Raw genomic sequence first — 19,988 nt, 5'->3', positions numbered from 1 at the left:
GGTCTCTAAAATTATATTCCGAAATCTTCTATGGCATCCAGCCAGTATTTTTTTATGTCTTCTTTTGAAGGTTGAACTTTTGGTCTTACTAAACGAAAACCAACAAATGGGGCATCGGTTAGCCACCAATTACTTTTTGGTATTTGCGGATCCCGCTGTTTCCAGTCTTGATTTGAGGCTTGTCTTGAAGTGCAGCATAATTTATCTGCGGTGTCCTTCCAGGAGCCGCCTCTTATAACGCGAGGATAAAGTTGAGTAGGTATATTGATTGGATTTTTTTTGGGAGAGTTTTTGTAGAATGTTGTGCTGTATTGATCATATACCCACTCAGATACATTTCCCAGCATATCATGAATGTCTAAACTGTTAGACGATTTTGAGCCCGTTTTCTGATATTTATTGTTGGCATTTGCCTTATACCAACCAATGTTACCAAGGTCTTTATTTGAATCTGTTTTTCCTTTTTTGCATGCGTATTCCCATTCTGCTTCAGTAGGTAGTCTATAAAAAATACCGGTTTTTGAAGTTAACCATTGACAGTACATTATTGCTGCGTATTGCGTCATGTTTACGGCGGGGAAGCTGCCTTTTCCCATATTAAAGCTCATGTCTACATAGGGAGGCGTGGCTCCGGATACAGCATCAATTCCCAGGTTCAGGAGTCTATCTTTGGCAATAAACTTATCAGGGCCAAATTCGCCAAAAACAAAAGCATCGTATTGCTCCCAGGTAATCTCATGTTTACCTATCCAGAAATCATCAACTTCAACCTCATGACTGGGTTTCTCATTTGCGTGTCGTTCAGAGCTTTCTGGAGCTCCCATAGAAAAGCTTCCGCCATTTACCGCCATCATTTTAAAAGAAAGGCTTAGGTCTTTTACGGTTTGTGTGTAATTTTCAAATTCCTGTGCCTTAATAGGTTGTCCCAGAATAAGAATAGAAAGAATAATTAAGTGCTTTTTTATCACAAGGGTTAATTTTTATAATTCCAATATTTCAATATTTTTAAACTCTACCGGATGACTTTCACTTTGTAATGAAATATAGCCTCCTTTTAAAGGTTTGCCTGCTTTTGTTTTCCAAAACACATCGTTGTAATCTACTTCGCCTCCATATTGTGGCTTATTATAGCTCATGACCTCTTCTCCATTAATAAAGTGTTTAATGACGGAATCATTACGTACTTCTATTTCAATATTAACCCATTGCTCTCTATGGTAAGTCTTTGAGTTTGAATTTATACAATGGTTTTTTTCCAGCACGCTATTAATTTCAACATGGGTTCCGGGGGTACATAAATTAGCAGTAGAACGTTCATTAACACCATTGCCTCCAAGGAGTTGTACTTCAATTGATACCGGAAAATTTTGGTCTATACCAATTTTCATAGGGTCTTCACAATGAATCATAATACCGCTATTGCGATTTGCCCAACCTGCACCATCGGCCAGTTGTTTGCCTGTAAACCGATAGTCCATTCTAAATCTGTAATTTGAAAATGGTTTTTTGTAGAAAATATGTCCAAAGGCATTGTTGAAAGTGTCATTGTATTTTTCATAATTTACTTTCATAACACCGTTTTCAACAACAAAAGTGTTATTGTAATTGTCTCCTGCAGGGTGCCCTTTAATTTTAAAAATCCAGTCATTAAGGTCTTTGCCATTAAAAAGTTGTACCCAATTATCTTTGTTTGATGATTCGTTTTTCTGTTTGCAAGAAAAAACAAAACAAAGACAAATCAATGCTAATGAAGTTGTAAGCTTATTTATCATAAATAGGTTTAATTGTGTTGTTTTTATAATTTAAAATAATTATTATAATGACCATGCCTTACCTCCGGTGGCTTCATCCAGTGAAATGCATCCCTTTTGAGTGCTTGGTATAGGGTCATAAGCTAATACATTTTCGCCAATCTCTTCGCTTGTTTTGTAGGCCCAGATAGATTGCTCGCGCAAGTTGATTAGAGCTTTATAAGTTTGGTCTTTATTGTGCTTGTATTGCTTTTGGGTTTCCTTGTCGGCTCTTAAGTATTTGTTTAAAAACAATTCATAATCTTCCCTTTTTATATCTCTAGCATCAGTTTTAGAAAGCAATAATTCCTGAACAATATTTTGTATGCCTTTTCTGTATTTTTTGGCGTCTTCCTCATTATACACTTTATGAGCATAGAGATCAATAAATTCAGGTACATTAACATCTAAAGCTCCGGGGCTACTTTTAGTAGTTGGAAGTATTAAGTCAACAATGTTTTGAATGACAATACCCTCATTTGTAGTAAAAAATATGGGTTGCCATTTTTTAGTTTCTGTTTTACAGCTTTGTAAAATACTAAATGCACTGGGAAGTGTGGCTGTATACCCTAAACCTAAACCGATATTTTTTAAGGCCTCTCTTCTTTTCATTTTTTTAAAGCGTTAAATTGTTTTACAGCATGATCGGCTGCTCTGGCAGTTAAAGCCATGTAAGTTAACGATGGATTTTGACAACCCGCAGAGGTCATACATGCGCCATCAGTAACATAAACATTAGGCACGGAATGAATTTGATTATTCGCATTTAAAATAGAAGTTTTCGGGCTTCTACCCATTCTTGCCGTACCCATTTCATGAATCCCTATTCCGGGAGCTCTAACATTGTCATGTGTATTAATATCTTTAAAACCTGCTTTTTCAAGCATGTCAACTGCTTGACCAATCATGTCTTTCCGCATGGCGTATTCGTTTTCTCTCCATTCGGCATCAAAGGTAATGGTAGGTAATCCCCATTGATCCAATTTGTTGTAATCCAGTGTCATTTTGTTGTCGTGATATGGTAAACACTCTCCAAAACCTCCAAGACCCATTCGCCACAGGCCGGGTTCGAGAATTTTTTCTTTAAATTCTGCACCATAGCCAAGCTCAGCTACATGATCTGAAATACCACCACGGCCACCACCGCCCTGATATCCGTAGCCTCTTAAAAAATCTTTTTGTTTGCTGTCTTTATCACCTAAATTTCTGAAACGAGGTATATAAATACCGTTTGGTCTTCTTCCTTTATAATAGAAGTCATCAAACCCTTCAATTATGCCAGATGCTCCGGCACCTAGGTGATGATCCATGATATTATGACCGAGTTCCCCTGAGTCGTTACCTAATCCATTGGGAAATCTATCTGATTTAGATTGCATTAAAATTGATGCAGAAGCTATAGCTGATGCACAGCAAAATATAATGTCAGCCTTAAACTCTATCTTTTCTTTGGTTTCTGAATCTATAATTTTTACACCGGTTGCTTTTTTCTTATCTGCATTATAAACAATTTCATAAGCTATAGAATGGGGTCTCAAAGTCATATTGCCAGTGCGTTCTGCAGCAGGTAGAGTACTCGCGTTACTGCTAAAATAACCACCATACGGACAGCCCCGATTGCACCTGTTTCTAAACTGGCATTTGCCTCTTCCTTCATGTGGGGTGTTACTGGTAATATGTGCTACTCTGCCTATGGTTAGAATTCTGCCATGGTTTTTAGCCATTTCTTCTTTTAGATGTTTTTCAACACAATTTAGTTCCATTGGAGGCTCAAAAACACTATCAGGGAGTTGTGGTAAGCCAAGCGCTTCTCCACTAACACCAATATACCGCTCAACATAACTATACCATGGAGCAATATCTTTATACCTAATGGGCCAATCTACCCCATGGCCATCTTTTTTGTTGGCCTCAAAATCTAAGTCGCTTAACCTGTAAGATTGTTTGCCCCAGGTAATGGAACGGCCTCCAACATGATACCCACGCAACCAATCAAAACGTTTGGTTTCGTTATATGGATGATCAATATCATCAACAAACCAGTGTCGTATTTCTTTTCTTTTAGTATAGTTAGAACGCGATTGTTTAAATTGTCTAGCTTTTTCTTCCGGTGTTACACTTCCTCTTAGCTCCATATCCCATGGGTCAAGGTTCATGGTGGGGTAATCTTCTATGTGTTTGATCATGCGACCACGTTCCAAAACCAAAGTTTTTAGGCCTTTTTCACATAACTCTTTTGCAGCCCATCCGCCAGTGATACCTGTGCCAATTACAATGGCATCATATTTATCTTTAATTTCTTCCATTTTTTTAATTTCTTTTTACAGAGACCAAGCTCTTCCGTTTGTAGTTTCCTCTAATGAAATGCAGCCATTGTATACTCCAGGAACAGGGTCGTAAGCTAAAATTTCTTTACCAACCTTTTCAGATGTGCAGTATCCAAAAATACTATAATACCTAACGGATAGGAGGAACTTATAAATACTATATGTCTCTGTCTCTTTTTCAGAGATGGCATTTACATTAAGTTTTTGCTGTTTCAGGATATACTTAGAATCTTCTTTGGAAAGATTAAGATATTTGTCTAAAAGTACGTTAAAATCTTCTTTTGTTCCAGAGGAAACAGGTTTGTTAAGAGTTTGTGTAAATATTTTTGAAAAATATTCTGCGCCTTTTTTAAATAACTCCTGATTTGGTTGTAATTCTATATTGTGATACATGGCATCTAAAAACTGTGGAATATTAACGTCTAACCCTCCTGGAATTTCAGTTTTTGGCAAAATAAGATCTACCAAATGGGTTACCATGTGCTTTTCATCCGAAGTTAAAAAAAGCGGAGTCCATAATGCTGTTTTGTCGCTACTACACGAAGCTAAAATATTCATTATGGTAGGTGCAGCAACAGTATAACCGATACTTTTGGTTAAGTTTTTTAAAGCTGTTCTTCTATCCATAATTCTAACTGTTTTTATTTTTTTTAAATGCTTTGACTGCATGATTTACAGCTCTGGCTGTAAACGCCATGTATGTTAGAGATGGGTTTTGACAAGCCGAGGAGGTCATAAAAGAACCATCTGTAACATATACATTAGGAACGGTATGGATTTGATTGTATTTGTTAAGCACAGATGTTTTTGGATCATGTCCCATACGTGCTGTTCCCATTTCATGAATGCATGCTCCGGGAATAGCTTTCCCAAGATGCCCTCTAACATTTTTATAACCTGCAGATTCAAGCATGGCAATAGCTTGATCTCTCATGTCTTCACGCATTTTTAGTTCATTTTCTTTAATTTCTGCATCAAAATTAATGGTGGGTAATCCCCATTGGTCCAGTTTATTATAATTTAAGGTCATTTTGTTTTCATGATATGGTAAACATTCACCAAAACCACTCATGCCTATAGTCCAGGATCCGGGCTTTAAAATATCTTCTTTTAAATCTTTACCATAGCTTAGTTCTGAAACAGCATGTTGCCAGTTTTTTCTGCTTGCACCTCCTTGATATCCGTAACCACGAACAAAGTCTTTTTGTTTGGTTTTTTTATCGCCAAGATTTCTAAATCGTGGAATATAGAATCCGTTTGGACGTCTTCCTTTATAATATTTTTCTTCATAACCATCGACTTCCGCCGAAGCTCCCACAGCGTAATGGTGGTCCATTAAATTATGTCCCAATTCTCCCGAGTCGTTGCCTAAGCCATTTGGGAAGCGCTTGGATTTAGATTGCATTAGTATAGATGTAGAGCCTATGGTTGAAGCACAACAAAATATAATAGAAGCTTTAAAGAAGAGTTTTTCTTTGGTTTCAGAATCTATAACTTTTACTCCTGAAGCTAGCCCGGTCTTTTCATCATAAACAATTTCATAAGCAATGGAGTTAGGCCTTAAATGCATGTTTCCGGTTCTTTCAGCTGCCGGTAAAGTGGAAGAATTACTGCTAAAATAGCCTCCAAAAGGACAACCTCTGATACAACGGTTTCTATATTGGCATTTACTTCGTCCTTCATGGGGATTGTCTCCGGTAATATGCGCTACTCTTCCAATGGTTAATACTCTATCTTCAAAATTGTTATGTATGCTTCCCTTTAAGTCTTCTTCCACACAATTAAGTTCCATAGGTGGTTCAAGTTTACCGTCAGGTAATTGGGGAAGTCCTAAGTTTTCACCAGAAACTCCAATAAATTCTTCAACCTTATCATACCATGGAGCAATATCTTTATAACGAATGGGCCAATCCACGCCATGACCATCTTTTTTGTTGGCTTCAAAGTCCAAGTCGCTTAACCTGTAGGTCTGTTTGCCCCACATAATAGACCTTCCTCCAACATGATAACCCCGTAACCAAAGATATTCTTTGTCTTCATTATAAGGGTGTTTCAGGTCATCTACAAACCAGTGTTTTGTAGCCGGTCCGGTTAAGGCGCCGCCCCATAATCGGCTTTGTGTTTGTTGATTCTTTACTTGATCAGGATGTTGTCTCTCACGATGTTCAAAATCCCATGGGTCCATATGCATGGTTGGGTAGTCCTCAATATGCTTTACCATTCTACCGCGTTCAAGGACCAGGGTTTTGAGGCCATTTTCACATAGTTCTTTTGCTGCCCATCCGCCACTAATGCCTGTTCCAATTACAATAGCATCATATTTAACGGGGTGTTCTGTTGCAGGAGAGTTATTCATTTAATAAATAAAAAAGTTAAACAAGGATTTAATAATACTTAGGGTTTAAATTTGTTAAAAACATATAAAATTCTAAATATTTTTAAATTAATCGGAAAAATAGCTATTTTGCGGCTTATAAGTGTTTAAATTATTTCAGTGAAAATAAACATACAGGAAATAGAGCCTTATGAGGCTGAAGGAGTGGTTTATCATGCAGACACCTGTCTGCCTTTAATTGATGCTCTAGAGCGGAAAAAATTAAAGTTTAAGGCTTTAGCGCGTCATACATATCCGGGTGATCGATTGGATGAGGATACGCTTGGGTTGAATAGTATTGGATATTGGGATGCTAATGAACCTCAGGATTGGGGTTTGGATTGGCATAGGAATGAAGGTATTGAGTTTCATTTTTTAGAGTCAGGTACTATGCCGTATTCTCAAGAAGATAAGGAGGTTTTGCTTACACCAAACCATCTAACTATAACCAGGCCATGGGAGGCGCACAAAGTTGGTAATCCTTATATTGGGATGGGAAAATTTTATTGGGTTATCATAGACTTGGGAGTAAGAAGGCCTCATCAGGAATGGGTGTGGCCAGATTGGATAACCCTGACTAAAAAGGACTTATCGAGATTGACCACAATCTTAAGGCAAAATAAAAAATCTATTTTAAAAACGGATCAACGTGTCAGGGACTGTTTTAAGCGTATTAATGTAGCTGTTAATACTGATGAAAATGGAAGTAATGCTTCCAGGATAAGACTGCTTGTTAATTATTTGTTGATCCTTATTTTGGATTTGTTGAATACCGAAAATATTGTGTTGAATGAATCTTTAACGGATAGCTCAAGAAGTGTGAAGTATTTTTTAAAGGAGCTGGAAAAAAAATTATCTGAGAGCTGGACTATTGAGTTAATGGCGCAATCCGCCGGGGTTGGATTGACACGTTTTACGCACCATTGTAAACGGTTAACAAATTTAACACCAATGCGTTATTTGACCATGCGTCGTTTAGAAATGTCAAAGAGGATTCTTCAAAATAATCATGATCTTACGGTTAGTGAAGTAGCGTATATGTGCGGGTTTACTACAAGTCAATATTTTTCTACCGTTTTTAAGAAGCATGAAAAATGTTCGCCTAATGAATACAGGATGCGTTTTTGTGTAAAAGAAAATATTAGTGCGTATTCTGAAGTGTGATTTTAAGTGTTTAAATTCTTTCACTGAATAAAAATAAACATTTAGTCAGCTTTTTTTCTATAATTTCACGTGTTTGCCATTATTAACTAATGATTTATTGGTGTGAAATGAGCCGTAATAATTGAGCTGATACAGTCAAAATAATTATTGGTGAATTGCACATGCCAACAGACAGGTTTGGCCTAATAAAGACAATAAAAATTTGAACAGATGAAACGTAGAGATTTTATTATTAAAACTTCCCAGACAAGTTTAGCGCTTTCAGCTTTAGGTGTTTATGCTTGTAAAAATTCAAAAAAGACAGATCAAATGATGCAAGATGTAAAAGGAGACGATTTGAACTCCTTATTTTTTAAAATATCATTAGCGCAATGGTCTTTACACAGGGCGCTGCGTTCCGGGGAAATGGATAACCTTGATTTTGCAGCAAAATCAAGAGGCTTTGGTTGTGAAGGGGTGGAATATGTGAGTGGCTTCTTTAAAGATAAGGCAAAGGATATGGCTTATTTAAAAGAAATGAAATCCAGAGCAAACGCTGAAGGGCAGCAAAATGTACTTATTATGATTGATGGCGAAGGCGGATTGGCAAATGCAGATAACAGTAAAAGAATAAAGGCAGTAGAAAATCATTATAAATGGGTTGAAGCAGCCCACTTTTTAGGGTGTCATGCTATTAGGGTTAATTTGGCAGGAGGCGTGGATAAAGATGATGCTGTTAAAGCTGGTGTAGAATCATTAACCAAATTATCAGATTTTGCAAAAGGCTCAAATATTAATGTTCTGGTTGAAAACCATGGTGGTTTTTCTTCTGATGGAGAGTGGATGACTCAGGTGTTTTCTCAAATTAAAAATGAGAACTGTGGTACATTGCCAGATTTTGGGAATTTTTGTATAAAACGCGGTAAAGGAGAATGTTTGGAGTCTTATGATAAATATAAAGGGATGCAAGAGCTATTGCCTTTTGCTAAAGCTGTAAGTGCAAAATCATATGATTTTGATACTAATGGAGATGAGACAACGATAGATTATCATCGTGTTATGAAAATGGTAAAGAATGTAGGGTATAAAGGCTTTGTTGGTATTGAGTTTGAGGGAAGTAAAGTCTCCGAAGATAAAGGTATTGAGCTTACAAGAGATTTATTAATTAAAGTTGGTAAGCAACTTTCATAAAAGAATTAACTAAAATATATAGTATGGAACAGATTAATAAGAACAGATTGTTTTTGGCTTCGTGTGTCTCTTTGATTGTAACAGCAATGACCTTTGCTATTAGAGCAGGTATTTTGGGGCAATTAGGTGCGGATTTTGCATTGTCAGATACGGAGTTGGGATGGGTAAACAGTATGGCCTTTCTAGGTTTTCCAATGGCTACTATTTTTGGAGGGCTTTTGTATAATTCTCTTGGAGCCCGAAAACTTATGATCATTGCATTTGTATCTCATTTATTGGGGATTTTATTAACTGTTTTTGCCGGAGGCTTCTGGACATTATTAATCTCAACATTCTTTATTGGTTTTGCAAACGGATCTGTTGAAGCAGCTTGTAATCCGTTGATAGCAGATATGTATACTGATAACCGTACAACCATGTTGAATAAATTTCATGTATGGTTTCCCGGAGGTATTGTGATTGGGGCTTTAGTGTCTAAATTTATGACCGATCTGGAAATGGGATGGCAATTACAAATTGCAAGCATGTTAATACCAACCTTAATTTATGGGTTCTTGTTTTTTGGTCAGAAATTTCCAAAAAGCGAAAATATTGTATCCGATACTAAAGTGAATTTAAAGAGTTTATTGTCGCCATTATTCATTTTCATGGTAGTTTGTATGACACTTACTGCTACAACAGAGTTAGGTACTCAGCAATGGGTTGAGAAAATTCTTGGAAATTCCGGAGCTAGTCCAATGTTAATACTGGCTATGGTAACCGGTCTAATGGCTGTGGGGCGCTATTTTGCGGGACCAGTTATACACAAGTTGAATCCTCCGGGAGTATTATTTGCATCGGCTATAATTTCTGCTATAGCTATTTATTTAATGAGTACTGCTACTGGTGGAATGGTATATGTTGCAGCTATTTTATTTGCCATCGGTGTTTGTTATTTCTGGCCTACTATGATTGGATTTGTTAGTGAATACACCCCAAAAACGGGTGCATTAGGGATGTCTTTGATAGGAGGGGCGGGAATGTTTGCAACCAGTATTTGGCAACCGGTTATAGGCTCTTGGTTAGATAAAGCTAAAGCTACAGCTCTGGAAGCAGGAGCATCTGTTGAACAGGCGGAATTAATGGCAGGACAAGAAGCTTTGAGTAACATTGCCATTTTTCCAATTGTTTTAATTGTGCTGTTTGGTATTCTGTTTACACAACGTAAAAAATTAGAGGCTAAAAGAGTTTAAATATTTTTTAAAAGCAAAACATATAAAATAGACTATGTCAAGAAAATTAAGAATGGGAATGGTAGGCGGAGGCGTCGGGTCATTCATTGGAGATGTACATAGAAGGGCAGCATCAATTGATGGGATGATAGATTTGGTTTGTGGTGCATTTAGTAGTAGTGCCGAAAAGTCAATAGCCTCAGGTAAAGATTTAAATTTAGATGAAAGCAGATGCTACGGTACGTATGAAGAAATGATTCTTAGAGAAAAAGAATTACCAGAAGATGTAAGAATGGATTTTGTAGCTATAGTAACACCAAATCATATGCACTTTCCGCCGGCAAAAATGGCCTTGGAGCATGGGTTTCATGTGGTTTGTGATAAGCCGGTAACCCTAACATTAGAGGAGGCGGAATCCCTTCAGTCTATTATAAAGCAAAGTGGGAAGCTATTTGCGCTTACTCATAATTACACGGGTAACTCCATGGTAAAACAGGCTAAGGCTATGATTGCTAAAGGACAACTTGGGGAAATCAGAAAAATTCAGGCACAATATCTTCAAGGTTGGTTGTCTACATCGTTAGAAAAAACGGGACAAAAACAAGCGGCCTGGAGAATAGATCCAAAACGTTCAGGGATCGGAGGAGCCTTGGGGGATATTGGTACTCATGCTGAGAACTTAATTGAATATATCACAGGCTTAAAGATCAGTGAAATTGCTGCAGACTTGGGTGTTTTTGGAGAAGGGCGCATTTTAGATGATGATGGAAATATGTTAATTAGAATGGAAAATGGTGCTAAAGGAAGTATTTCAATTTCACAAATTGCTTTAGGAGAAGAAAATAATTTAGGTATTAAAGTCTATGGAGAAAAAGGTAGTTTGGAGTGGTATCAGGAAAACCCCAATGAATTAATAACACGCTGGTTAGATGAGCCAAAAAAAATATATACTCCAAATGGTATTGGATTGCATGAAGAGGCGCTTAAAGTTTCAAGGATTCCGGCAGGACATCCGGAGGGATACCTAGAAGCGTTTGCTACAATTTACAAAAATTTTGCAACGCATGTTACTGCTGTAAATAATGGGAAAACTTTAGAAGAGCCAGATTATCCAACTATAGAAGATGGCTTGAGAGGAATGCAGTTTATTTATGCAGCTGTAGAAAGTGATAAAAACAATTCTGCCTGGACAATAGTATAGCCATTAACAAAATAATAAAATAAATATCAAGATCAACAGATGAAAACAATAAAAGGCCCTGCCGTTTTTTTAGCACAATTTGTAGGTAATGAAGCACCGTTCAATAGTTTAGATGGAATGTGTAAATGGGCATCGGACTTAGGGTATAAAGGTATTCAGATTCCCACCTGGGAGCCGCGCTTAATAGATGTGGAAAAAGCAGCCGAAAGCCAAACCTATTGTGATGAGTTAAAAGGTAAAGTTAATTCGTATGGTTTGGAAATTACAGAACTATCTACACATTTACAGGGGCAGCTTGTAGCTGTGCACCCGGCATATGATGCTATGTTTGATAGTTTTGCTCCGGAACATGTTAGAAATAATCCAAAGGCAAGAACAGAATGGGCTGTAGATTTTGTTAAAAAGTCAGGAACGGCCAGTGGGAAATTAGGGCTAAAATCACATGCCTCTTTTTCAGGAGCATTACTGTGGCATACAATCTACCCATGGCCTCAACGCCCAAACGGACTTGTGGAATTGGGTTTTGAAGAATTAGCAAAAAGATGGATGCCAATTTTGAACCATTTTGATGAACATGGTGTTGATGTGTGTTATGAGCTTCACCCGGGAGAAGATTTGCATGATGGTGTTTCCTTTGAACGATTTTTAGAAGCTACAGGTAATCATAAACGTGCTAATATACTATATGATCCTAGTCATTTTGTTCTACAACAATTGGACTATTTAACCTTTATTGATTATTACCATGAACGTATTAAGTCGTTTCATGTCAAAGATGCAGAGTTTAATGCAACAGGTAAGCAAGGCGTTTACGGAGGGTATTCAAATTGGGCAGATCGAGCCGGTAGATTCAGGTCGTTGGGAGATGGGCAGGTGGATTTTAATGGAATATTTTCAAAACTGACCAAGTATGGACTTGATGTTTGGGCTGTTATGGAATGGGAGTGTTGTATAAAATCTTCAGAACAAGGGGCTAGAGAAGGAGCTCCATTTATTCAAAAACATATTATTGAAGCTGCTGAACGAAGTTTTGATGATTTTGCAGGAGGGGAAACAGATAAAGCTCAATTAAATGCTATATTAGGATTAACATAAATAATATTAATCATGCAAATCAAAGAATCTCCCGAAACTTTTGATGCCATTATTGTTGGCTCTGGTGCAGGTGGAGGTATGGCCACTAAAATCCTTTCTGAAGCAGGCTTAAATATTGCAGTTATTGAGGCGGGTCCTTTTTTTGATCCGGCAGATCCGGAAACCAGAACACAGTTGCGTTGGCCTTATGAGTCCCCAAGAAGAGGAGCTAGTTCTACCAGGCCCTTTGGAGATTTTGATGCTGCTTATGGCGGTTGGGAAATTGAAGGGGAACCCTATACAAAAAAGAACGGAACTAAATTTGATTGGTTTCGCTCCAGAATGTTAGGGGGAAGAACAAATCATTGGGGGCGTATATCGCTTAGGTTTGGTCCACTGGATTTTAAAAGAAAAAGCATTGATGGCTTAGGTGATGATTGGCCTATAACATATGAAGATGTTAAACCTTATTATGATAAGGTAGATAAACTTATTGGAGTTTTTGGAAGTAATGAAAACCTCCCTAATGATCCTGATGGTTTCTTTTTGCCGGCACCAAAACCAAGGTTGCATGAGATGTATTATATAAAAGGAGCCCGAAAAGCAAATGTTCCGGTATACCCTTCACGACTATCAATACTAACAAAACCTATTAATGAGAATAGAGGGGTATGTTTTTATTGTGGACAGTGTAGCAGGTCATGTAGTGCTTATGCTGACTTTTCTTCGGGGTCATGTTTAATTTTTCCAGCTCAAAAATCTGGTGGTCAGATTAAGTTGTATACAGATTCTATGGTTAGAGAAGTTGTTACAGATGAATCCGGAAAGGCAACAGGGGTTATTTTTATTAATAAGAAAGATAGAAAAGAATATAAACTAAATGCTAAAGTTATTGTTTTGGCTGCTTCGGCATGTAGTACAGCACGAATATTATTAAATTCTAAAAGTAAAGTACACAAGGATGGCTTAGGAAATAGTAGTGGACTGGTTGGTAGGTATCTTCATGATTCTACAGGTTCAGACCGCGCAGCATTTGTTCCGGCTTTAATGGATAGGGAACTATATAACGAAGATGGTGTGGGAGGCATGCATGTCTATTCGCCCTGGTGGGGTAATAATAAGAAATTGGATTTCCCCAGGGGGTACCATATTGAAGTATGGGGAGGTTTAAGTATGCCTTCATATGGGTTTGGATTTGGAATTGATAAATTAAATAAATTCATAGGAGAAAAAGTAGGGGGTTATGGAGATGCATTAAGGAATGATGTTAAGAAGTTTTATGGTTCAATTCTAGGTTTTAGCGGAAGAGGAGAAAGTATTGCTTCAGAAAGTAATTATTGTGAGATTGATCCGGATGCTGTAGATGAATGGGGTATTCCTGTTTTGAGATTTCAATATAAATGGAGTAAGTATGAAAAGCTGCAAGCTAAACATATGCACGATACATTTGAAGATATTATTGATGGCATGGGTGGTCATGCTATAGGAAATAAACCTACTGAAGATGAAGACTATGGATTGTTAACTCCGGGTAGGATTATACATGAAGTAGGGACAACCCGAATGGGGGATGATCCTAAAAAATCGGTCACAAATAAGTATCAACAATTACATGATGTTGAAAATGTGTTTATTGTAGATGCAGGTCCTTTTGTGTCGCAAGCAGATAAAAATCCAACATGGACTATATTAGCGCTGTCATGGCGTACATGCGATTATATTGTAAGTGAATTAAAGAAACAAAATATTTAGTAATTAAAGAGATGAATAGGCGTGATAGTATTAAATCGATATTGTTAGGCTCTGTAGCTACAGGCATTACTTTTCATGGCTGTAACCCTTCAGAACCAACAGCTAGCTTGCCTCAAACTCCGGATTTACCTCAATATGGACGAACTGACAAGGAGAAGTTAAGAGATCAGAAATTATTTGAGACAAGTTTTTTTAATGAACATGAACTCTTAACTATAGCTGTTCTATGTGATATTATACTTCCAAAAAGTAACCAGTACAATTCAGCTTCTGATACTGATGTAAAAGAGTTTATAGATTTTATAGTTAGAGATATGGAAGCGCACCAAATACCACTTAGAGGTGGTATTATGTGGTTAGATGGTTTTAGCAATAAAATATATAATAAAGAATTTGTTGTCTGTACCGAAGAGGAACAGCTTCATATCTGTGATCAAATAGCATATCCGGAGGAAACTAAACCGGAATTGATCCAGGGAGAAGCATTTTTTACCAGAATGCGTAATTTAACACTTACAGGGTATTATACATCAAAAAAAGGCATTGAAGAATTGGGGTATAAAGGTAATACGCCAAATGTATGGGACGGTGTGCCCGAGCATATTCTTAGTAAACATGGGTTTAAATACGAAGAAGAATGGTTAGCTAAGTGTATTAATAATTCTAATAGAGGAGATGTAGCTAAATGGGATGATAAAGGAAATTTAATTAGTTAATATAAGATATTAATAATAAGGTTTATGAAAGATTTAAAAATACCATATACAAGATCATTAGTTTATGTATTGCTGGCATTGCTTATAGTAGTTTCTTGTAAAGCACATAAAAATAAAAACACACTCATTGAAAAAGGAGAAGTTGAAACTCATACAAAACACTCAGAAGAAGAATGGATTACTCTTTTTGATGGATCATCTTTTAATAACTGGCGTGGATATTTGTCAGATAGAGTGTATCCTGAATGGACAATTGAAGAAGGGGCTATGGCTTTCACGCCAGGAAAAGAAGGGGAAAAGAATATTATAACAAAAGAAAAATTCAGCAGTTTTATTTTATCGTTGGAATGGAAGATTTCTGAAGGAGGTAATAGCGGTGTTTTTTGGGGAATTTTTGAAGATGAAGCCTTTCCGAAACCATATGAGACAGGCCCTGAAATTCAAGTTCTGGACAATGAGAGGCATCCAGATGCAAAAGTAAATCCTAGATACCATCAGGCAGGAGCATTATATGATTTGGTGCAGCCTACACAAGATGCCTGTAAACCGGCAGGAGAATGGAACGAATATATAATTAAGGTGGATCATAAATCAAATTCCGGTAGTGTTACATTAAACGGAGTTTTAATAACAGAGTTTCCGGTTCATGGAGAAGAATGGGACGCTTTGGTAGCTCAGTCTAAATTTAAAAACTGGAAAGGGTTTGGAAAATATAAGACCGGGCATATTGGTCTTCAGGATCATAGTGACAAAGTGTGGTATAGAAATATTAAAATTAAAAAGTTATAGAATTTGAAGACTATTAGAGTTGTTGGAATTGTTTGGTTTGGATTGTTATCTTTTATGTGTAAAGCACAAGAAAGTAGTGTTCAAAAAGCAATTGAAAATAATATTTTTGAAGGTTTGGAAGAACCTGTAAAACCGGAGGAAACAGAATTTTATGGACCGGTACCTCCCATTGTAAATCCAACCGGGCAAAAAGGAGTTCCTAGTGACGCTGTAATTTTATTTGATGGGACAGGTTTTAAGGAGTGGGAAAGAGCTGAAGATTCTGGAGATGTTCTATGGGGTCTAAATGCTAAGGATGAAAGTATGACTGTTAGTAAAGGAGGAAGTAAAATAAATGCTACTATTCAAACCAAAAGGGTGTTTGGTAGTGTACAATTGCATATTGAATGGAAGTCTCCTGAAAAAATAAAAGGTAAGGGACAGCAAAGAGGTAATAGTGGTGTTTTTCTTCAAGGACGGTACGAGGTTCAGGTATTAGATAACAATAACAATGAAACTTATGTAAATGGGCAAGTGGCTTCTATTTATAAGCAATCTATTCCATTGGCAATGGCATCGGTTCCAACCGGAGAATGGAATACGTATGATATTATTTATCATGCACCCCAGTTTAATGATAAAGGAGAAAAAACAAAGTCGGCCACAATTACAGTACTTCATAATGGTGTGTTGGTTCAGGATCATTATGAGATAAAGGGAACCACAGCGTATATTGGTTGGCCCAAAAACCCACCCCATGGAAAAGCCCCAATAAAACTACAAGATCACGGTGATGCTGTAAGTTACAGGAATATTTGGGTTAGAGAATTGGATTGATAGGCTGGGTTGTGATATAAAGTCATTTGAATGTGTTGGCATTATAACATTATTGAGGCGAGGTGTAGAATAGGTCGCCGTATTCCTAATAGCTTTCCTTCGCCTGTTAAAAGTATCTGCAAGAAACTTTCTGTATAACAACCAGACTGAGTTTGGTTGAGAATTTAAGAGACAATCTTATTTTTATTAAATCTAATGAATAGTCATTAGAAGCCGGTAGGGTATAATGCTTAATGGCTCCGATTTTTAACTTTCAATAAAATATAAGTAAAACTGATTTTTTTGAAATAAAAAGCTAGAAAAAGAGAGATATCTGTAATTTTTGTTAAAAACTAAATCATTATTAGGCGTTTATGAAATAAAATTATAGTTTTACATCATGAAAAATCTAAAAAATAAAATACGTTGTACTACACCCGGTTTACCCGTGCGCTGTCGCCGCCGCTTCTAATGCTCTAAATATTAGTAGAATAACCTTAACGTAATTTTAATTTTTTCAAGTTGTCCAAATTTTTTTCCATAGCATTTCAAAATCAAGTTAATTCAATAATTAACAATTATTATATGCGCCGTAATTTTCCTCGTCGCCCGTAAGGGTATGTTTAGTTTTTTTGAGCTAGGTGAGTCCAGTTCAGCTTTTAAGAAAATAAAATAATTGACATTCAATACAAACAAGGAAATGAAGGTTGTAATAGCCGATAAATCACATATAAAGTACGCTGAAGCCATTTGCGAAACCATTGCAGAATCTGCACAGGTTAGAGGGACAGGTATTGCTAAACGTACCCCGGAATATATTGCATCAAAAATGGAAAATGGCAATGCTGTTATTGCTATTGAAGAGGGAAAGTTTGCCGGTTTTTGCTATATTGAAAGATGGGGACATGGTAAGTTTGTTGCTAACTCCGGTTTAATAGTTCATCCTGATTTTAGAGGCAGAGGCCTTGCTAAGAAAATTAAGCATAAAGTTTTTGCACATTCCAGAAGTAAATTTCCGGATGCTAAGGTTTTTAGTATAACTACAGGGCCTGCTGTTATGAAAATGAATAGTGATTTAGGTTATAAACCGGTGCCGTTTTCAGAGCTTACTGATGATCAAACGTTTTGGGATGGTTGTCAAACCTGTAAAAACTATGATGTCTTAACACGTACAAATAGAAAAATGTGCCTTTGTACAGGTATGTTGTTTGATCCTAAGGCCAAAAGTGAAGAGGTAAAGCCAATAAAGGAAAAGGTGTTTATGAGATTAAAACGAATCAAGCAAGCCTTGTATTTGAAAAAAGAAAAAAAAGAATAACAAAAATTTCGCATGGTCGAAACCCATAAATAAAATTACAATGAAAAAATTAGTAATAGCATATAGCGGCGGATTGGATACATCTTATTGCGCTGTAAGTTTATCGAAAACATATGAAGTTCATGCAGTAAGTGTAAATACTGGAGGATTTACCAAAGATGAAATAGGACATATAGAAAACAATGCCTATAAAATGGGCGTTACAACGTACAAAAATATTGATGCCGTAGCCACGTTTTATCAAAAAGTGGTTAAATATTTAATCTTTGGGAACGTATTGAAAAATAATAGTTACCCGCTATCTGTTAGTGCCGAACGAATTATTCAAGCTATTGAAATTGTGGAATATGCTAAAAGCATAGGAGCAGAATATATTGCTCACGGAAGCACAGGAGCAGGAAACGATCAGGTGCGTTTCGATATGATTTTTCAAACATTGGCTCCGGAGATTAAAATCATCACACCAATTAGAGATGAAAAATTAACAAGACAGGAAGAAATAGATTATTTGAAGGCAAATGGTATTGATATGTCTTGGGAAAAAGCTAAGTACTCTATCAATAAAGGGCTTTGGGGAACAAGTGTTGGAGGTGCAGAAACCTTAACTTCTGAAAAACCATTGCCGGATGAAGCCTACCCTTCTCAGTTAAAACACGCCGAAGATGAAAAAGTGAAATTAACTTTCAATAAGGGTGAGTTAGTTGCTGTTAATGGTATAGAAAATGATCCGGAAATAAATATTGAAGTATTAAATAATTTAGCATCTGTTTATGCCATAGGAAGAGATATTCATGTTGGTGATACTATAGTAGGTATAAAGGGGCGTGTAGGCTTTGAAGCCTCAGCGGCATTAATAACAATTAAGGCTCATCATTTATTAGAGAAGCATACACTGACCAAATGGCAATTGCAACATAAGGAATATTTATCAAGTTTTTATGGGATGCACTTACATGAAGGACAGTACTTAGATCCTGTAATGCGAGATATTGAAGCCTTTTTACAGAATAGCCAGAATAAGGTAACCGGAGATGTGTTTGTTACCCTAAGACCATATCATTTTTCATTAGATGGCATAAGCTCTAAGCATGATTTAATGAGTGCTAAGTTTGGAAGTTATGGAGAAGAAAATAAAGCATGGACCTCTGATGACGCCAAGGGGTTTATTAAAATTCTGGGGAATCAAAATAAAATATATCAACAAGTAAACTCAAAGTAATGATACAAGTTGGAATAATAGGAGGGGCAGGTTATACTGCAGGAGAATTAATCAGGTTATTGATTAACCACCCCAAAGCCGAAATTAATTTTGTGTATAGTACAAGTAATGCAGGAAATCAAATTAGCAAGGTACATCAGGATTTGACGGGATCTTTAAATTTGAAATTTACAGATAAGGTAAATCCTAATATAGATGTCTTGTTTTTATGTTTAGGTCATGGGAATTCAGTGAAATTTTTAGAAGCTAACACGTTTTCTGATAAGACTAAGATTATTGATTTGGGAAATGATTTTAGATTAGAGAAAGATAAGGTTTTTAACGGAAAAACCTTTGTGTATGGTTTGCCTGAATTACAAAAAGAAGCGGTTAAACAAGCAAATTATTTGGCAAATCCGGGATGTTTTGCAACAGCTATTCAGCTAGCACTTTTACCGTTGGCAAATAAAAATTTACTTGGTGATGATATTCATATTAATGCAGTAACCGGAGCCACGGGAGCAGGAACATCATTGTCCGCCACTACGCATTATACATGGAGAGACAATAATTTTTCATACTATAAACCTTTTACACATCAACATCTAGGAGAGATTAATCAATCAGTAAAGCAGTTACAACATGATTTTTCTTCAGATATCCTGTTCATGCCTAATAGAGGAAACTTTTCAAGAGGTATTTTTGCAACGGCCTATACAGATTTTGAAGGAACGGTTGAGGAGGCAAAAGATATATACAAGAATTATTACAAGGATGCAAAATTTACGTTTGTTTCTGATGACGCCTTGCATTTAAAACAAGTGGTGAATACTAGCAAGTGTTTAATTCATTTGCATAAGTATAATGGTAAATTGTTGATCACTAGTATTATAGATAATCTTTTAAAAGGCGCTTCCGGACAAGCCATTCAAAATATGAATTTGATGTTTGGTTTAGAAGAAACAACAGGATTGCAGTTAAAGGCAACGTACTTTTAAATAAAAATTAATGAAGTTGAATAAGATGTAACTGTTTGCGTTAGCGATTGTAGCAGCATCCTTTTTATCATAAATAAAGAGGCTCTGAATAATTTAAGATTGTCCATGGAA

At 36.5% G+C, this 19,988-nt stretch carries 18 protein-coding genes; 12 read left to right on the top strand and 6 right to left on the bottom strand.

Annotation, left to right across the window (positions count from 1 at the left end; translation table 11 throughout):
• Positions 1–11 precede the first annotated feature (11 nt).
• Genes VOI54_RS01405 through VOI54_RS01380 form a run of 6 tightly spaced genes read right to left on the bottom strand, consistent with a single transcriptional unit; the run spans position 12 to position 6,473 of the window.
• Complete coding sequence (locus VOI54_RS01405) at positions 12–968, bottom strand: formylglycine-generating enzyme family protein (RefSeq protein WP_326280939.1); 957 nt, start codon at positions 966–968, stop codon at positions 12–14.
• A gap of 12 nt (positions 969–980) precedes the next feature.
• A complete protein-coding gene (locus tag VOI54_RS01400) occupies positions 981–1,772 on the bottom strand; it encodes a 3-keto-disaccharide hydrolase (RefSeq protein WP_326280938.1) in 792 nt (263 codons plus the stop codon).
• Between the two features lie 42 nt (positions 1,773–1,814).
• Positions 1,815–2,402 carry a gluconate 2-dehydrogenase subunit 3 family protein gene (locus VOI54_RS01395; protein WP_326280937.1) on the bottom strand — a complete coding sequence of 196 codons (588 nt, stop codon included), beginning with the start codon at positions 2,400–2,402 and terminating at the stop codon, positions 1,815–1,817.
• Complete coding sequence (locus VOI54_RS01390) at positions 2,399–4,096, bottom strand: GMC oxidoreductase (protein ID WP_326280936.1); 1,698 nt, start codon at positions 4,094–4,096, stop codon at positions 2,399–2,401. The genes VOI54_RS01395 and VOI54_RS01390 overlap by 4 nt, the downstream gene beginning before the upstream one ends.
• A gap of 15 nt (positions 4,097–4,111) precedes the next feature.
• Positions 4,112–4,744: a gluconate 2-dehydrogenase subunit 3 family protein gene (locus VOI54_RS01385; protein WP_326280935.1), complete on the bottom strand. Its 633-nt coding sequence runs from the start codon at positions 4,742–4,744 to the stop codon at positions 4,112–4,114.
• A gap of 4 nt (positions 4,745–4,748) precedes the next feature.
• The gene (locus tag VOI54_RS01380; RefSeq protein ID WP_326280934.1) at positions 4,749–6,473 is read right to left on the bottom strand and encodes a GMC oxidoreductase; all 1,725 of its coding nucleotides are present in this window, start codon (positions 6,471–6,473) and stop codon (positions 4,749–4,751) included.
• Positions 6,474–6,611: 138 nt separating this feature from the next.
• Here VOI54_RS01380 and VOI54_RS01375 point away from each other — a divergent pair, with 138 nt between their 5' ends.
• The 12 genes from VOI54_RS01375 (at position 6,612) to argC (ending at position 19,877) form a co-directional block, all read left to right on the top strand.
• Complete coding sequence (locus tag VOI54_RS01375) at positions 6,612–7,655, top strand: AraC family transcriptional regulator (protein ID WP_326280933.1); 1,044 nt, start codon at positions 6,612–6,614, stop codon at positions 7,653–7,655.
• A gap of 210 nt (positions 7,656–7,865) precedes the next feature.
• A complete protein-coding gene (locus tag VOI54_RS01370; protein WP_326280932.1) occupies positions 7,866–8,825 on the top strand; it encodes a sugar phosphate isomerase/epimerase family protein in 960 nt (319 codons plus the stop codon).
• Positions 8,826–8,848: 23 nt separating this feature from the next.
• Positions 8,849–10,057: an MFS transporter gene (locus tag VOI54_RS01365; protein ID WP_326280931.1), complete on the top strand. Its 1,209-nt coding sequence runs from the start codon at positions 8,849–8,851 to the stop codon at positions 10,055–10,057.
• Between the two features lie 34 nt (positions 10,058–10,091).
• Positions 10,092–11,237, top strand: a complete 1,146-nt coding sequence (locus tag VOI54_RS01360) for a Gfo/Idh/MocA family protein (RefSeq protein WP_326280930.1) — start codon at positions 10,092–10,094, stop codon at positions 11,235–11,237.
• Between the two features lie 39 nt (positions 11,238–11,276).
• On the top strand, positions 11,277–12,332 hold the full coding sequence (locus tag VOI54_RS01355) for a sugar phosphate isomerase/epimerase family protein (RefSeq protein ID WP_326280929.1): 1,056 nt from the start codon (positions 11,277–11,279) through the stop codon (positions 12,330–12,332).
• Positions 12,333–12,344: 12 nt separating this feature from the next.
• A complete protein-coding gene (locus VOI54_RS01350) occupies positions 12,345–14,063 on the top strand; it encodes a GMC family oxidoreductase (RefSeq protein WP_326280928.1) in 1,719 nt (572 codons plus the stop codon).
• Positions 14,064–14,074: 11 nt separating this feature from the next.
• Entirely contained in the window at positions 14,075–14,779 is a 705-nt protein-coding gene (locus tag VOI54_RS01345) for a gluconate 2-dehydrogenase subunit 3 family protein (protein WP_326280927.1), read from the top strand.
• A gap of 24 nt (positions 14,780–14,803) precedes the next feature.
• On the top strand, positions 14,804–15,568 hold the full coding sequence (locus VOI54_RS01340) for a 3-keto-disaccharide hydrolase (protein ID WP_326280926.1): 765 nt from the start codon (positions 14,804–14,806) through the stop codon (positions 15,566–15,568).
• A gap of 3 nt (positions 15,569–15,571) precedes the next feature.
• Complete coding sequence (locus VOI54_RS01335) at positions 15,572–16,384, top strand: 3-keto-disaccharide hydrolase (RefSeq protein ID WP_442809352.1); 813 nt, start codon at positions 15,572–15,574, stop codon at positions 16,382–16,384.
• Positions 16,385–17,063: 679 nt separating this feature from the next.
• Positions 17,064–17,681, top strand: coding sequence for a GNAT family N-acetyltransferase (locus tag VOI54_RS01330; protein WP_326280925.1), 618 nt, complete (start codon positions 17,064–17,066; stop codon positions 17,679–17,681).
• Between the two features lie 40 nt (positions 17,682–17,721).
• Complete coding sequence (locus tag VOI54_RS01325; protein ID WP_326280924.1) at positions 17,722–18,900, top strand: argininosuccinate synthase; 1,179 nt, start codon at positions 17,722–17,724, stop codon at positions 18,898–18,900.
• The gene (argC, locus tag VOI54_RS01320) at positions 18,900–19,877 is read left to right on the top strand and encodes an N-acetyl-gamma-glutamyl-phosphate reductase (protein WP_326280923.1); all 978 of its coding nucleotides are present in this window, start codon (positions 18,900–18,902) and stop codon (positions 19,875–19,877) included. Before VOI54_RS01325 ends, argC begins: the two co-directional genes overlap by 1 nt.
• The last annotated feature ends 111 nt before the right edge of the window (positions 19,878–19,988 follow it).

The organism is Alterotamlana spongicola, from assembly GCF_035818475.1.
Classification (GTDB): domain Bacteria; phylum Bacteroidota; class Bacteroidia; order Flavobacteriales; family Flavobacteriaceae; genus Cognatitamlana.
This window is presented reverse-complemented; position numbering and strand designations above follow the sequence as displayed.

Excerpts from the sequence above, each read along its gene's own strand:
- VOI54_RS01325 (WP_326280924.1), top strand. The coding sequence starts at position 17,722 with ATGAAAAAATTAGTAATAGCATATAGCGGCGGATTGGATACATCTTAT.
- VOI54_RS01355 (WP_326280929.1), top strand. The coding sequence starts at position 11,277 with ATGAAAACAATAAAAGGCCCTGCCGTTTTTTTAGCACAATTTGTAGGT.
- VOI54_RS01360 (WP_326280930.1), top strand. The coding sequence starts at position 10,092 with ATGTCAAGAAAATTAAGAATGGGAATGGTAGGCGGAGGCGTCGGGTCA.
- VOI54_RS01365 (WP_326280931.1), top strand. The coding sequence starts at position 8,849 with ATGGAACAGATTAATAAGAACAGATTGTTTTTGGCTTCGTGTGTCTCT.
- VOI54_RS01395 (WP_326280937.1), bottom strand. The coding sequence starts at position 2,402 with ATGAAAAGAAGAGAGGCCTTAAAAAATATCGGTTTAGGTTTAGGGTAT.
- VOI54_RS01370 (WP_326280932.1), top strand. The coding sequence starts at position 7,866 with ATGAAACGTAGAGATTTTATTATTAAAACTTCCCAGACAAGTTTAGCG.
- VOI54_RS01340 (WP_326280926.1), top strand. The coding sequence starts at position 14,804 with ATGAAAGATTTAAAAATACCATATACAAGATCATTAGTTTATGTATTG.
- VOI54_RS01385 (WP_326280935.1), bottom strand. The coding sequence starts at position 4,744 with ATGGATAGAAGAACAGCTTTAAAAAACTTAACCAAAAGTATCGGTTAT.
- VOI54_RS01350 (WP_326280928.1), top strand. The coding sequence starts at position 12,345 with ATGCAAATCAAAGAATCTCCCGAAACTTTTGATGCCATTATTGTTGGC.
- argC (WP_326280923.1), top strand. The coding sequence starts at position 18,900 with ATGATACAAGTTGGAATAATAGGAGGGGCAGGTTATACTGCAGGAGAA.
- VOI54_RS01345 (WP_326280927.1), top strand. The coding sequence starts at position 14,075 with ATGAATAGGCGTGATAGTATTAAATCGATATTGTTAGGCTCTGTAGCT.
- VOI54_RS01390 (WP_326280936.1), bottom strand. The coding sequence starts at position 4,096 with ATGGAAGAAATTAAAGATAAATATGATGCCATTGTAATTGGCACAGGT.
- VOI54_RS01380 (WP_326280934.1), bottom strand. The coding sequence starts at position 6,473 with ATGAATAACTCTCCTGCAACAGAACACCCCGTTAAATATGATGCTATT.
- VOI54_RS01400 (WP_326280938.1), bottom strand. The coding sequence starts at position 1,772 with ATGATAAATAAGCTTACAACTTCATTAGCATTGATTTGTCTTTGTTTT.
- VOI54_RS01330 (WP_326280925.1), top strand. The coding sequence starts at position 17,064 with ATGAAGGTTGTAATAGCCGATAAATCACATATAAAGTACGCTGAAGCC.